Genomic DNA, 14,227 nt, shown 5'->3' on the forward strand with positions numbered 1-14,227 from the left:
TTCTCCTTATGCGTGCGCGTGGACGTGGACGGGCTCGCGCTCGTAGCGCCCGGTGCCGAGACTGCCCGGCCCCTGCCGCGCAAACTTGACCATCAGATAGATCTCGACGACCAGCAGCACGGTGTAGAAGCCGACGAAGCCCGCCAGCGAGCCATACAGGCTGGCCGCGCTCAGGGTGGAGACGCTCAGGTGCGTGGGCAGCACGCCATAGATGGTCCACGGCTGGCGGCCGTACTCGGCGACGAACCAGCCCAGCTCGCAGGCCAGCCACGGCGCCGGCAGCATCCAGATCGCCCAGCGCAGCAGCCACGGGCGCGAGCGGAACCGGCCCTTCAGGGTCGTCCAGAACGACAGGGCGAACAGCGCCAGCATGGCAAAGCCCAGGCCCACCATGACGCGGAACGCCCAGAACATCGGCGTGACGCGGGGAATGGTGTCGCGCACGGCGCGCTCGATCATGGCCGGCGTGGCCTGGCGCACGTCCGTCGCATAGCGCTTGAGCAGCAGGCCGAAGCCAAGGTCGGCCTGATGCCGCTTCAAGGTCGCCAGCGCACGCGCATCGTCGCGATGGCTGCGCAGCGTCTCCAGCGCGGTCACCGCTTCGATGCCGTTGCGGATCCGCTCGCGGTTGCGCGCCTGGATCTCGTGAATGCCCGGGATCTCCCTGGTGGCCGACCGGGTGCCGATCAGGCCCATGACCCAGGGAATCCGCACCGCCCAGTCATTGCGCTGCGCGGCCTCGTTGATGCCGGCCACCACGTTGAACGACGCAGGCGCGGGCTCCGTCTCCCACATGGCCTCGATCGCGGCCATCTTGGTCTGCTGCGCCTCGCCGACCGTGTAGCCGCTTTCATCGCCCAGCACGATGACCGAGCAGACGCTGGCCAGCCCGAACGCCGCCGCCACGCGGAAGCTGCGCTTGGCGAACTCCACGTCGCGCCCGCGCAGAAGGTACCAGGCCGACACCGACAGCACGAACATCGCCCCGGTCACATAGCCGGCCGACACCGTGTGCACGAACTTGGCCTGCGCGTCGGGATTGAAGACGATGGCCCAGAAGTCGGTCATCTCCATGCGCATCGTCTGCCAGTTGAATTCGGCGCCGACGGGGTTCTGCATCCACCCGTTGGCGATCAGGATCCACAGCGCCGACAGGTTGGTGCCGAGCGCCATCAGGCTGGTCACGACGAGGTGCTCGACGCGCGAGAGGCGGTCCCAGCCGAAGAAGAACAGGCCGATGAACGTGGATTCGAGGAAGAACGCCATCAGCCCCTCGATCGCCAGCGGCGCGCCGAAGATGTCGCCCACGTAGTGCGAGTAGTAGGCCCAGTTCGTGCCGAACTGGAATTCGAGCGTGATGCCCGTGGTCACGCCCAGCGCGAAGTTGATGCCGAACAGCTTGCCCCAGAAGCGGGTCATGTCCTTCCAGACCACCTTGCCGGTCATGACATAGACGGTCTCCATGATGACGAGGAGCCATACCATGCCCAGCGTGAGCGGGACGAACAGAAAATGATAGAGAGCGGTGGCGGCGAACTGCAGCCGGGAAAGGTCCACCAGTTGTTCCGAAATCACGGACGGGCTCCTTGCAGGCGTGTGTGGCTGGACACGATGGGCGCGGAGCGCAGGTGCGCGGAAGCGGCGGCGGCGTCGACCGGCACGCGCTGCCCGGCGACGAAGGCCAGCCAGAGGCTCGCCAGCAGCAGCATCTTGATCGCCAGGATCCAGCACAGGTGACGTAACAGGTTTTGATCGGGATCGTTCATGACGGCATATGAACAAGTTCCGTGCCATCCCGGCGCGTGGGCCGAAAGGGCAGACAAAACAATCACTTGCGCGGAAATGGCGTGGCAACGCCGGCACGGCGGGGCTGTCAGCCGGGTGTCAGTGCTGCCAGCGGTGGCAGTGAATGGCAGTGCGCTGGCAGGGAAATGCCAGCTGCCGACGAAGCGCGGCTCAGCCGATGCCCAGTTCCTTGAGCCGGCGATACAGGCTGCGCTCGCTCATGCCCAGCGCGTGGGCAAGCGCGCGCCGCGTGCCCTTGAAACTGCGCACCCGTTCGCGCAATGCCTCGTCGTCGCTTTCCCGGGCGCCCGGCATGTGGCGCCTGGCCACCGGCGCCAGAACCGGCTCGCCCAGCCCCGGTGGCAGGTCCTTCACGCGGATGACGCCGTCATCGGCATAAAGGCGCGCGCGGTCCAGCACGTTGCGCAGTTCGCGGATGTTGCCGGGCCAGTGGTACGCGCGCATCCACGCCAGCGCCTCCGCACTCAGGTGAAGCTGGTCCCGCAGCCCGCCGCCGCGCTGCAGGATCGATTCAGCCAGCAGCGCGATGTCGCCAAGCCGCTCGCGCAGCGCCGGCAGGTGGATCGGGAAGGCGGCGATCCGGAAGAAAAGGTCCTGCCGGAACAGTCCCTGGCTGACCATCTGCTCGAGCGGCTTGTGCGTGGCCGCGACCAGCCGGAAGTCCGCCCGCCGCGTTTCCACGCTCCCCACGCGCCGGTAGGTGCCGGATTCGATCAGCCGCAGCAGCTTGACCTGCATCGACAGCGGCACGTCGCCCATTTCGTCGAGGAACAGCGTGCCGCCCTCGGCCGTCTCGACCAGGCCCGGCTTGCGCGTGAGCGCCCCCGTAAATGCCCCCTTTTCGTAGCCGAACAACTCGCTCTCGAACAGGGACTCGGTCAGGCCCGAGCAGTCCACCACGACGAACGGCCCGCCGGCGCGGGCGCTGGCCTCGTGCACCGCGTGCGCGAACATTTCCTTGCCGGTGCCCGATTCGCCCAGCAGCAGCACCGGCAGCGAAGACGGCGCCACGCGCTGCACGGCCTCCAGCGCCGCGTTGAACGCCTCCGAGCGGCCCACCAGCCCTTCCGCGCTCGGCCGGGCCGATGCGCTGCGCACGGTGCTCAGCCGCTCGACGTAGGCAACGATCCGCTGGTCCTCGTCGAGGATCGGGCGCAGTTCGACATTCACGTGCTCCGGCCCGCGCGGCGTGTGGTGGATGTGCAGGACGCGGTCCGGGCCGCGCGTCTCGAAGGCCTTGCGCATCGGGCAGTGCTCGCCGGCCTGGTCGCACGGCACGTCGTAGCCATGCGAAATCCGATAGCAGGGCTGGCCCAGGTAGGGGCGCTGGACGGCGCCGAACTGCCTCCGGTAGGCGGTGTTGGCGGCCAGGATGCGGTAGTCGGTGTCGAGGACGATCATCGGCTGGCTTTCCTGCTCCAGATAGGAGAGGAGAGCCTGGAGACTGGCTTGGGGATCCATTGGGGGGGAGCCTGGGGCTGGCGGCGGGCCGGCATCATGCCGGCATCGGGAAGGTGCCATTCTGCCAAATCCTGCCATCACTGCCAAGTGGCAGCGCCGCCTGGCGCCCGGCAGCGCGCAATCCGGCATGGCGCACATGGAAATCACAAGAAAATCAGCACCTTGCGGCACACCTCGCCGTTGGCACGAGTCTTGAGACAGGGGAGCCGATCCCGTCTCAACCCCAAATCGACAACGCATGACGCCGACCGAGCCCCGTACCTCGCAAATGGAGATCGAAGCCTTCTTCGATCCCGACACCTCGACCCTCAGCTACCTCGTGCTGGACCGCACCAGCCTGCAATGCGCGCTGATCGACAGCGTGCTGGACTATGACCCGAAGTCGGGGCGCACCCGCACCGCCAGCGCGGACCGCATCGTCGGGCGCGTGCGGGAACTGGGCGCGACCGTGCGCTGGATCCTGGAGACCCACGTACACGCCGACCACCTCTCGGCCGCCCCGTACCTCAAGGAGCGGCTGGGCGGGCAGACCGCCATCGGCAGCCACATCACCACCGTGCAGCAGGTGTTCGGCGAGCTGTTCAACAGCGGCGCCGACTTCGCGCGCGACGGCCACCAGTTCGACCTGCTGCTGCACGACGGCGACGCCTTCCGCATCGGCGAACTGCAGGCACTCGCCATGCACACGCCGGGGCATACGCCGGCCTGCATGACCTATGTGATCGGCGATGGCACGGACACCGCCGCCTTCGTCGGCGACACGCTGTTCATGCCCGACTACGGCACCGCCCGCTGCGACTTCCCCGGCGGCGACGCGCGCACGCTGTACCGCTCCATCAACAAGGTGCTGAGCCTGCCGCCGGACACCCGCCTGTACATGTGCCACGACTACCAGCCGGGCGGACGGGAAATGCAATATGCGACCACGATCGCGGACGAGCGCGCGCACAACATCCACGTGCGCGACGGCATCAGCGAAGAAGAGTTCGTCGCCATGCGCCAGGCGCGCGACGCCACTCTCTCGATGCCCGTGCTGATCCTGCCCTCGGTCCAGGTCAACATGCGCGCCGGCGAATTGCCGCCGCCGGAGGACAACGGCGTGCGCTACCTGAAGATACCCCTCAACTTGCTCTGAGCCACCCGCCCCAGAAGGAACAGACAGACCATGCAACCCCGCGCCCTCACCAGTGAACTGTCGGTCAGCCCGCAGATTCTTCCCGACGACGTACATACTCTCGCCGCCAGCGGCTTTCGTTCGCTGATCTGCAACCGCCCCGACGGCGAAGGCCCCGACCAGCCCGGCTTCCAGGAAATCGAGCGCAATGCCTCCCTGCTCGGCCTCCAGGCGCACTACCTGCCGGTGGAGTCGGGCAAGGTAGGCGACGAACAGGCGCAGGCGTTCGGCAGGCTCATGGACAGCCTGCCGAAGCCGGTGCTGGCCTACTGCCGCACCGGCATGCGGTCGGCCACGCTGTGGGCCTTGTCGCAAGCCACGCACCGGCCCCTGCCGGACATCATCGAGCGCGCCGCGGCCGCCGGCTACCAGCTCAAGGGCGTGGTCAGGCGCATTGCCAATGGCGGCCGCACGCCAACGGACATTGCCGACGCCAGCCATGCCGTCGTCGTCATCGGCGGCGGCGCCGCGGGAATCGCGGTGGCATCGAGCCTGCTGGCACGCAGGCCCGGGCTCGACGTCGCCATCATCGACCCCGCGGATATCCACTACTACCAGCCCGGCTGGACGCTGGTGGGCGGCGGGGTCTTCGAGCCGGCCCATACGGCTCGCACCATGGCTTCGGTGCTGCCGCGCGGCGTGGCCTGGATCAAGGCGGCCGTGGCGGCCTTCGAGCCCGAGCACAATACCGTCATCCTCGACGGTTGCCGCGTGGTGAAGTACGACCAGCTCGTGGTGTGCCCCGGACTCAAGCTGGACTGGGAGGCGATCGAAGGCCTGCCCGAAACGCTGGGCCGCAACGGCGTGACCTCCAACTACCGCTATGACCTCGCTCCCTACACCTGGCATCTCGTGCGCGAGCTGACCCGCAAGGGCGGCGGCAAGGCGCTGTTCACGCAGCCGCCCATGCCGATCAAGTGCGCGGGCGCGCCGCAGAAGGCCATGTACCTGTCCGCGGACGCGTGGCGCCGCGCCGGCATGCTTGACCGCGTGGACATGGATTTCTGCAACGCCGGCAACGTGCTGTTCGGCGTAGCCGACTACGTGCCGGCGCTGATGCAGTACGTGGAGCGCTACGGCATCGCCCTGAACTTCGGCGAGACGCTGGTGAAGGTAGACGGCGCCGCGCGGCGGGCGACGTTCCGGCGCGCCGTGGCCAACGGCGCGCCGGAGATGGTGGAGCGCGAATTCGACATGCTGCACGCCGTGCCGCCACAAAAGGCGCCGGATTTCATCCGGGTCAGCCCGCTGGCGGATGCCGCCGGCTGGGTCGACGTCGATCCGGCAACGCTGCGCCACAAGCGGTTCGACAATATTTTCGGGCTGGGCGATGCCGGCAACATGTCGAATGCCAAGACGGCCGCCGCCGCGCGCAAACAAGCCCCGGTGGTCGCGCACAACGTGCTGGCCACGCGCGGCGAGGCCAGGGGCGAAGCGCGCTACGACGGCTACGGCTCCTGCCCGTTGACGGTGGAGCGCGGCAAGATCGTCCTGGCCGAGTTCACCTACGGCGGCAAGGTCGCGCCGAGCTTTCCGCGCTGGCTCATCGATGGCACGCGGCCCTCGCGGCTGGCGTGGTGGCTCAAGGAGCGCATCCTGCCGCCGCTCTACTGGCAGGGCATGCTCAAGGGACGCGAATGGCTTGCAACGCCTGAACTGCAAGGATGACGCCAGGGATTTCCAGCGTTCACACGCCCGCCCTGGCGCCCGGGCAGCAGCCCGTCTTGTCGAGAGGCGTCGGCATCGCAACCTGCTGCGGAACGAACGGCTGGTGGCGATTGCCGGGCGCCACGGTTCAGAACCGGTGGTCGACGCGCACGTGCACCGACTGCGCCGACACGTGGCCGGTATTGAGCACCGCATCCACCCCCAGCGCCACGGTAGTCGCCTTCGACGCCAGCAGGCTGACGCTGGCGCCAGTGGTCAGGAACGAGCGTGGCAGGTCCGTCCCCGGGGCGGCGAACACGGTGCCATCCTGGCTTTGCACCAGCGCAACGCGGCCCCCGCCCAACGCTTCGTGCGCATAGCCCAGGCGCAGCTGCACGTTGACGGGGCGCGCGGCATCGCCAAAGGCTTTGTCGAGCGCCACGCCGACGTAGGGCTGCAGGCTGCGCGCGTTGTCCGCATCCACTTGCAGGTTCTGGCCGCCGGCACCGCTCTCGCCGAAGCCATTGGCGCGGATGTAGGCATAGCGCAGGCCCGCTTGCGGCGTCAGCACGAATCCGCCGGCCTGCATGGGCAGGCTCGCCTGCATCGCCGCCGTGAATTCGTGGCCGATATGGTCGCCCTCGGCCGTGCCCAGCCCGGCAAACGGCCGCTTCTGCGACAGGAAATCCAGCCCATAACCCAACGTGGCCGACAGGTTGACCACGCCCACGGGCTGGTTGCCATAAAGCGCCAGCCGCAGCGTATCGATGTCGCCGGAGGACCCGGTGCCATCCTCGCCGATGGACGTATGCGTGTAGCCGCCGGCAGCGCCGACCGTGGCACTGCCGAGCTGCCCGTCGGCGCCGGCCAGGAAACCGTAGGCGTGTGTCTGGAACCCCGGCGCGCTGCCGGTGCCGCCCACCTTGTTGCGGGTGCCGTTGGCCTTGATCCACACGTCCCTGGACGTCTCCAGGCCGTGCTGCACATTGGCCAGCCGCTCGAGCAGCGTCGCGCTGGCGCCCTGCGCCTGCGAGAGCGCCGTCGTGCCAAGCGCCGTATAGATCGACGTGTTGGCAGGCGCCACCACCAACGGGTCTGTCGGCGAGGTCGCCGCCAAGGTCAGGGCAACGTCGCCAAGACCATAGGTGACGGACGGCTGCAGCGTGCCGAGGCTGGCTCCGGCGGTTGCCGTGGTGACGTTGGCAAAGCGGCCCGTCACGCCATTTGCCGCGCTCAATACCGTGTACTGTCGCGCCGAGTAGGTACCCGGCGTGAACACCACAGCCAACGTGCCGCCCAGCGCGGCGGAACCGCTCACGCGCAGTTGCGACGCGTCCGTCGGACTGACTTCGATCGACAGGGTGCCACTCGCCGCCTGGGCATAGTTGCCGCCGACCGACAGCGTGCCGATGGAGCCGCCCGGCGCCACGAAGCCGCTGTTGTCGACATTGCCCAACACTGTGCCGTGGCCGCGCAGCGTGCCAGGCGCGTTGACCAGCACGTTGCCGCCGAGCGTCGCATTGGCGTTGGCCGCGTCACCCACGGCCAGCGCGCCGCCCGCCACGGTCGTGGTGCCGGCGAAGGCGCTGTTGGTGCCGTTGAGCGTGAGCGTGCCGCTGCCTTGCTTGATCAGGCCACCGGTACCGGCCAGGCTGCCGCCGAACGTTTGCGAGGTGTTGTCGGTCAGCGTGAGCGTATTGGTGCCCAGCGCCACCTGGCTTCCCCCCACGCCAGAGAGGTGTCCCACGGACTGGCTGCCGCCGGCGGACAGGTCCAGCCTCGCGCCGGTACCCGCCAGCGCCACGCCGGTATCCGCGGCCAGGCGGCCCGCGCCGGCCAGGGCCAGCGTGCCGGCGTTGATGGTGGTGGCGCCGGTGTAGGTGTTCACGCCGGACAGCGTCTGCGTGCCGCCATCGAGCGTGAGGCCGCCGGTGCCGCCAATCGCGCCGCTGAATGTGCCCGCGGCATTGTTGACCGTCAGCGTCTGGCTGCCCAATGCCACGGTGCCGCTGCCCGACAGTGCGCGCACCGCCGCGCCGCCCGTCGTGCCGGAAATGTCGAAGCTGCCGTTGTTGATCAGTCCGCCGGAGCTTGCAATGCTGCCCGCGCCCGTCAATGCCAGGGTGCCGGCGTTGACCGTGGTGGTGCCGGCGTAGGTATTCAGGCCGGACAAGGTCTGTGTGCCGCCGCCAAGCGTCAGGCCGCCCATGCCGCCGATCACGCCGCTGAATGTGCCGCCGCCCGTGCCGCCGCCCGTGCTCACCGTCAGCGTCTGGCCGCCCAGCGCGACGGCACCGGTGCCGGACAACGCAGCGATGGTCGCACCGCCGGACTTGCCGGAAATATCGAAAGTGCCGTTGTTGACGAGGCCACTGGAACTGGCAATGCTGCCCGTGCCGGTCAGCGCCAGCGTGCCGCCGCTGATGGTGGTGACGCCCGCATAGGTATTCAGGTTTGTCAGCGTCAGCGTGCCGGCGCCCGCCTTCGTCAAGCCGCCCGCGCCGGCGAGGGCGCTTGCCACGGTCACATCGTTGCCATTGGTGTCGAACGTGCCGCCAGCCGTGCCCAGCGCATTCAGCCGGCCGGAAATATCCGTCGTGTTCCCCGAGGCCCATTGCAGGCCCCCGCCATTCAGCGTGATGTTGCCCGATCCCAGGTTGCCGCCATTGCTGAAGCTGATCAGGCCGGCGTTGACGGTCGTGCCACCCGAGTAGGTATTCGCGCCGGTCAGGAAGGTCGTGCCGCTGCCGTTCTGCGTCACCGTGCCGGTGCCGGAGATCGCCGTGGAAAACGTATATGCCGCGTCGGACTGGTTGAAGTGGATCGCGCCGGCATTGTTGATGCTGCCGGCCAGCCCGTTGATCGTACCGGCGCTCGCCCCATTGGCCGTGGCGTTGCCGATGTTCAGCGTACCGTTGCCGGTGATGGTGAAGGTGGCGCCCGCCAGGTTCAGCGTGCTGCCATCGCCGAGGTTGAACACGCCCGCGCCACCGGCGCCGCCATTGCCGGAGCAGCCGCAGTTGCCGCCCGCGCCGCCCAGGCCGCCAATGTATAACTGAGTGCCGACCGTGATGGCCGTGCCGCCCGTGGCCGTCAGCGTTCCACTGCCGCCCGTGCCGCCATTGCCGCCGCGAGTATCACCGGCGCCCCCCGAGCCGCCACCGCCACCGGCGCCTCCGATGAGCAGCGCGTTGGCAACGTTCAGTGTCGTCCCGTTGAGGTCCAGCACCCCGTCGCCGCCGTCGCCGCCATTGATGCCGCCCAGGTTGGCGCCGTCCCCGCCGCCGGCGCCGCCTCCGATGCCGACATAGTCGTAAGTCGGCAGGAGGCTGCCGCCATTGGCGGTGCCGGGAATCGTCTGCGTTGGAGCGGGAACGCCGCCGGCACCGCCGGGGCCCGGAAGGAAAAAGTCCGCCCCGCCGCCACCGCCGCTGATGCCGCCATTGCCGCCGTCGCCGCCACCCACGCCCCCGGTACCCACGAGAAGCACATCGACCGCGCGCGCCATCGGCGCGGCCAGGCTCAGCGAGAGCGCCACTACCGCACTCGCTCCGGCCCGCCGCCGGAGATGGCGCCTCCCTCCCTTGCCGGATCCCTTTGCGCGCGGCGCCGCCAGTTCCGATACAGCCTGCCAGACACCCAACGCCCCGTTCCACACCAGCCGGTAAATGCAATTCATCCCGATAACCCCTCGTCTTTTTTTTGGACTACGTGGTCATAGCCGCGTTTGTTCCGCGTGACACAGGCGCGGCAAGCACATCAAGGCGCGCTAATGTAAGATTTGCCGCAGAAAAATGCCATTACCCGAACGAGTAGTCATGCACACCGACCCCATCCTGCTGCAGGAAATCGTGCGTCTGTATGAAACCGAGCCTGACCTGCTGACGTTGCCAGGCGTTCTGTTCGATGGGGTAATCAGGTTGACCGACGCCGACGTCGTCGCCTGGACGGAGATTCACCATCGAAGCGGAGAACTGCGCGCGCTGCTGTCGATCGAAGACGCCCCCGGCCGGCGCGAGCAGGCCTTCGCGGCCTACGCGCGCCATGCCGGCAGCCATCCTTTCTGGCAGAAAGACCCGGCCTTCTATGGCGAGCGGGCCATTCGCGAGTCGGACATCTTCAGCGACGACGAATTCATGGCGCTGCCGATGGCCCAGGAAGTGTTCCTGCCATCCGGCGCCCGCCGCATCATGGGCGTGCTGATCCAGCACGGCGAATACTCGCTGGATCTGAGTGCGCATCGCATCGTTGGCCGGTCGGCGTATAGCGATGCCGAGCGCGACCGGCTGCAGACCTACCGCGCGCACGTGCTGCGCGTCTATCGCCAGGCACAGCAGCGCACGGTCGACAAGCTCTCCGCCGCGGACCGCCTTCACTTTGCCTTTCCCGGCCTGACGCAACGGCAGATCGAAGCGGCCGTATGGCTGGCCCAGGGCAAATCCAACGAAGCCATCGCCGCCGCGATGAACGTCGGCCTCGATACCGTCAAGGCGCACCTGAAGGCCATCTTCAGCAAGATCGGCACGGACAGCCGCCTTGCACTGGCCAGGCTGGTCCATACCGTGCCGCCGTTTTCGCAGATGCCGCCGTTGTGGAAGCTGCCGACGGAGTCGTGGAAGACGCAGACGGTGCCGGTTGTTGTGGATGCGAAGTAGGCGCGAGTCCTGCCGAACCTCGCCGCGATGCTACCTGCTTGCTAGCCGCGCGCTTCCACCGGATATTGCATTTCCGTCGGCATCCGCGTGCTGCAGAACGGAGGGCCTCAGCCTTAACCGGCTGTAGCCGCCGCGTTTGCCCGTGCCGAGTGCAATTTTCTGTAGCTGTCAATCAGGCGGTGGTGTCTGTCGAGGCCCTCCAATTTCATACTGGTTGGCGTCAGACCAAAGAAACGCACGCTGCCGTCCACTGAACCCAGCACCGCGTCCATCCGCGCATCGCCATACATCCGACGGAAGTTGACCGCGTAGTCGTCCAGGTTCAGGTCGTCATCCAGCAGCACCTCCAGCACCACATTCAAGGCCTGGTAAAACAGTCCGCGCTCGACCGTGTTGTCGTTGTACTGCAAGAAGGCGCCCACCAGTTCGTGCGCCGCCTCAAACTGCTGCAAGGCGAGCTGAATGAGCAGCTTCAGCTCCAACACCGTCAACTGTCCCCAATCCGTATTCTCGTCAAATTCGATGCCGATCAGCGTGGCGATGTCGGCGTACTCATCGAGCTCGCTGTTGTCCAGACGCTCAAGCAGAGCCTCCAGGCTTGCGTCGTCCAGGCAATGCAGGTTCAGGATATCCGCGCGGAACGACAGTGCCTTGTTGGTGTTATCCCAGATCAAATCTTCTACAGGATAGACTTCCGAATAGCCCGGCACCAGAATCCGGCAAGCAACGGCGCCAAGCTGGTCATACACCGCCATGTACACCTCTTTGCCCATGTCCTCAAGAATGCCGAGCAAGGTCGCTGCTTCCTCGGCATTGGCGTTCTCGCCCCGGGCGGAAAAGTCCCACTCGACAAAATCGAAATTCGCCTTGGCGCTGAAAAAGCGCCACGACACCACGCCGCTGGAATCAATGAAGTGTTCAACAAAATTGTTTGGCTCAGTCACGGCGTTAGTGACAAAGGTGGGCTGCGGCAAATCGTTCAGGCCTTCAAAACTGCGACCCTGTAGCAATTCTGTCAGACTCCGTTCCAGCGCCACTTCGAAGCTGGGATGCGCGCCGAACGAAGCAAAGACACCGCCAGTTCGCGGGTTCATCAAGGTGACGCACATCACCGGATAAATTCCACCCAACGAAGCGTCCTTCACCAATATCGGAAAGCCTTGCTCTTCCAGCCCCTGAATGCCAGCCAGAATGCCAGGGTATTTCGCCAGCACCTCGCGGGGCACATCGGGCAGTGCCATTTCGCCTTCCAGAATTTCGCGCTTTACCGCCCGTTCGAAAATTTCCGACAGGCATTGCACCTGCGCTTCGGCCAGTGTATTACCGGCACTCATGCCATTGCTGGCGTAGAGGTTTTCGATCAGATTGGACGGGAAATACACCACTTCGCCGTCCGACTGCCGTATATACGGCAGCGAACAGATACCGCGCTGCAAATTTCCCGAGTTGGTTTCGTACAGGTGCGAGCCGCGTAACTCGCCATCGGGATTGTAAATGGGCAGGCAGTATGCATCGAGAATTTCAGCCGGCAGCGCATCTTTGGGCCCAGGCTTGAACCAGCGCTCGTTCGGGTAATGTAAAAATGCGGCATTGGCGAAGTCTTCGCCCCAAAACGTACCTGCATAAAAATGATTGCAACTCAGGCGCTCGATAAATTCCCCCAGCGCCGATGCCAGCGCGCTTTCCTTGGTCGCTCCCTTGCCATTGGTAAAGCACATTGGCGAGTGCGCATCACGGATATGCAGTGACCAGACATTGGGAACGATATTACGCCATGAAGCGATTTCTATCTTCATCCCCAGGCCCGCCAAAATGCCCGACATATTGGCGATGGTCTGCTCCAATGGCAGATCCTTGCCCGCAATATAGGTGCTGGCGTCAGGTGCCGGCTTCAACGTCAGCAACGACTGAGCATCGGCATCCAGGTTCTCAACCTCTTCGATCACGAACTCGGGTCCGGTTTGCACCACTTTTTTTACCGTGCAGCGATCGATGGAGCGCAAGATGCCCTGGCGGTCCTTGGCGGAAATATCCGTCGGCAGCTCGACCTGAATCTTGAAAATCTGCTGATATCGGTTTTCCGGGTCGATAATATTATTCTGAGACAGGCGGATGTTCTCGGTCGAAATGTTGCGGGTTACGCAGTACAACTTAACAAAGTAAGCCGCGCACAAGGCCGACGAGGCCAGAAAATAATCGAACGGACCCGGTGCGGAGCCATCGCCCTTGTAGCGGATAGGCTGGTCGGCTATTACCGTGAAGTCATCGAACTTGGCTTCAAGACGTAGCTTGTCGAGAAAGTTGACCTTGATTTCCATGGGGGAATTCCAAAAAAATGGTGCTAAAAATGATGCGACCGCTATTGTCCGGCTCCGTGCCGGAGCTGCTTTATTCGTCGTGGGGGCGGAGTGTGATGGTGATGCTGTCCGGCCCTTTGCCGTGACGCCACCGCGCTCGGGTCCTCCGCGATGTCCTCGGTGACCGCGATGTTCGCCTTGCCGCCCGGCTCGAGTCTGGCACGACGTTCAAACCGCGATTGAAACACTTTTCGCCACAAGGCGAATGTCCCTTCAGGCCGATTCCTGCGCTGGAGCGCGCTTGTCCGCACGATAGCTGAAATGGTTGAAGGTGGCGGACGCGCGGTCGAGTACGACATTGACGCCGCCGCGCAGCGTGACCGCGGCGCAGCGTGACCAGCGTGACATTACGGACGGAGATCATGGGGGCCACTTCGGAGAGGATTGGCATCATAGCCGACCGGACGTGCGGGGCCGTCTCTTTTCCGAGCCGCTGCGCCCGCCGGCCGGTCGCGGTCCCTGGCAGGCAGGTCAGCGTCCGGCCGCCGTCATGACCTGGGATTGCCGCCACCGTGCGCGACCCGGGTGAACTGACAACGATCCCTTGGTCGGCAGACTTACAATTAGTTACTATCCCGTCTCCCATCACAAGACACCAACCCGACGCTGATCGTCGAGATCCCCCAATGAACCCTGCACGGCAATTCGTAGTTGCGTTGATCGCCTCCTTGTTCGCTATCGGCATAGCCGAAAATAGCGCATATTCGGCGGAGCCGGCTTCGGATGCCGGCGCCGACGCGGAAGTGGATATCTCCAAAGACGGCGAAACCCCGGCGAACGATCTTCACGGCGACCTCGGCGAATTCTGCTTCTTCGCGCACCTCCCTCCCGCCAGCCAGAAATACAAGATCATCAAGAACATCAAGATCGGCAAGGGAACCTACGGCAGCGTGCAGGACATTCTGCCGAAAATGGCGGAGTACGCCCAATTGCGCGGAGCGGACGCAATCGTCCAGTACACCGGATCACAGCGGTTTGGCTTCTGGCCGTGGCGCATGGTCCGGCCGGTCGTTCGCGGCGTCGCGGTCCAATGGACTGATACGAAGCCTTCCAGTTGCGAATCCATTGGCGGCACAAGACTGAAGACGATACTTTCCTCGGGGCAGCCGCCCGCGCAGTAAGAGGGC

10 protein-coding genes and 1 pseudogene are annotated in these 14,227 nt (G+C 65.6%); 4 read left to right on the forward strand and 7 right to left on the reverse strand.

The window, feature by feature from the left end; genetic code table 11:
- Nucleotides 1-6 precede the first annotated feature (6 nt).
- The 3 genes from ACWTPI_RS23490 to fisR all read right to left on the reverse strand — a co-directional run bounded on the left by ACWTPI_RS23490 (nt 7) and on the right by fisR (nt 3,267).
- Nucleotides 7-1,575 carry a cytochrome ubiquinol oxidase subunit I gene (locus ACWTPI_RS23490; protein ID WP_454732880.1) on the reverse strand — a complete coding sequence of 523 codons (1,569 nt, stop codon included), beginning with the start codon at nt 1,573-1,575 and terminating at the stop codon, nt 7-9.
- Nucleotides 1,572-1,766, reverse strand: coding sequence for a cytochrome oxidase putative small subunit CydP (cydP, locus tag ACWTPI_RS23495; protein ID WP_020200644.1), 195 nt, complete (start codon nt 1,764-1,766; stop codon nt 1,572-1,574). Before cydP ends, ACWTPI_RS23490 begins: the two co-directional genes overlap by 4 nt.
- 190 nt (nt 1,767-1,956) lie before the next feature.
- Nucleotides 1,957-3,267, reverse strand: coding sequence for a sigma 54-dependent transcription regulator FisR (fisR, locus tag ACWTPI_RS23500; protein WP_029043106.1), 1,311 nt, complete (start codon nt 3,265-3,267; stop codon nt 1,957-1,959).
- A 238-nt stretch (nt 3,268-3,505) separates the two neighbouring features.
- Here fisR and ACWTPI_RS23505 point away from each other — a divergent pair, with 238 nt between their 5' ends.
- On the forward strand, nt 3,506-4,402 hold the full coding sequence (locus ACWTPI_RS23505; protein ID WP_454732881.1) for an MBL fold metallo-hydrolase: 897 nt from the start codon (nt 3,506-3,508) through the stop codon (nt 4,400-4,402).
- Nucleotides 4,403-4,432: 30 nt separating this feature from the next.
- Complete coding sequence (locus tag ACWTPI_RS23510; protein WP_454732882.1) at nt 4,433-6,109, forward strand: TIGR01244 family sulfur transferase; 1,677 nt, start codon at nt 4,433-4,435, stop codon at nt 6,107-6,109.
- Nucleotides 6,110-6,236: 127 nt separating this feature from the next.
- Here the strand turns inward: ACWTPI_RS23510 and ACWTPI_RS23515 are convergent, their stop codons facing one another.
- Both ACWTPI_RS23515 and ACWTPI_RS23520 read right to left on the reverse strand, forming a co-directional pair.
- The gene (locus tag ACWTPI_RS23515; protein WP_454740818.1) at nt 6,237-9,626 is read right to left on the reverse strand and encodes an autotransporter outer membrane beta-barrel domain-containing protein; all 3,390 of its coding nucleotides are present in this window, start codon (nt 9,624-9,626) and stop codon (nt 6,237-6,239) included.
- A gap of 9 nt (nt 9,627-9,635) precedes the next feature.
- Nucleotides 9,636-9,767: pseudogene (locus tag ACWTPI_RS23520) on the reverse strand (ESPR domain-containing protein); the annotation flags it as partial.
- A gap of 139 nt (nt 9,768-9,906) precedes the next feature.
- Here ACWTPI_RS23520 and ACWTPI_RS23525 point away from each other — a divergent pair.
- Nucleotides 9,907-10,743, forward strand: coding sequence for a helix-turn-helix transcriptional regulator (locus ACWTPI_RS23525; RefSeq protein WP_454732884.1), 837 nt, complete (start codon nt 9,907-9,909; stop codon nt 10,741-10,743).
- 113 nt (nt 10,744-10,856) lie between these two features.
- Here the strand turns inward: ACWTPI_RS23525 and ACWTPI_RS23530 are convergent, their stop codons facing one another.
- Nucleotides 10,857-13,061, reverse strand: a complete 2,205-nt coding sequence (locus ACWTPI_RS23530; RefSeq protein ID WP_454732885.1) for an OsmC domain/YcaO domain-containing protein — start codon at nt 13,059-13,061, stop codon at nt 10,857-10,859.
- A gap of 252 nt (nt 13,062-13,313) precedes the next feature.
- On the reverse strand, nt 13,314-13,448 hold the full coding sequence (locus tag ACWTPI_RS23535) for a hypothetical protein (RefSeq protein ID WP_269432177.1): 135 nt from the start codon (nt 13,446-13,448) through the stop codon (nt 13,314-13,316).
- A gap of 278 nt (nt 13,449-13,726) precedes the next feature.
- Between ACWTPI_RS23535 and ACWTPI_RS23540 the strand changes: the two genes are divergently transcribed.
- Entirely contained in the window at nt 13,727-14,221 is a 495-nt protein-coding gene (locus ACWTPI_RS23540) for a hypothetical protein (RefSeq protein WP_454732886.1), read from the forward strand.
- The last annotated feature ends 6 nt before the right edge of the window (nt 14,222-14,227 follow it).

The organism is Cupriavidus ulmosensis (genome assembly GCF_977008105.1).

Excerpts from the sequence above, each read along its gene's own strand:
- cydP (WP_020200644.1), bottom strand. The coding sequence starts at position 1,766 with ATGAACGATCCCGATCAAAACCTGTTACGTCACCTGTGCTGGATCCTG.
- fisR (WP_029043106.1), bottom strand. The coding sequence starts at position 3,267 with ATGGATCCCCAAGCCAGTCTCCAGGCTCTCCTCTCCTATCTGGAGCAG.
- ACWTPI_RS23540 (WP_454732886.1), top strand. The coding sequence starts at position 13,727 with ATGAACCCTGCACGGCAATTCGTAGTTGCGTTGATCGCCTCCTTGTTC.
- ACWTPI_RS23525 (WP_454732884.1), top strand. The coding sequence starts at position 9,907 with ATGCACACCGACCCCATCCTGCTGCAGGAAATCGTGCGTCTGTATGAA.
- ACWTPI_RS23530 (WP_454732885.1), bottom strand. The coding sequence starts at position 13,061 with ATGGAAATCAAGGTCAACTTTCTCGACAAGCTACGTCTTGAAGCCAAG.
- ACWTPI_RS23535 (WP_269432177.1), bottom strand. The coding sequence starts at position 13,448 with ATGTCACGCTGGTCACGCTGCGCCGCGGTCACGCTGCGCGGCGGCGTC.
- ACWTPI_RS23505 (WP_454732881.1), top strand. The coding sequence starts at position 3,506 with ATGACGCCGACCGAGCCCCGTACCTCGCAAATGGAGATCGAAGCCTTC.
- ACWTPI_RS23510 (WP_454732882.1), top strand. The coding sequence starts at position 4,433 with ATGCAACCCCGCGCCCTCACCAGTGAACTGTCGGTCAGCCCGCAGATT.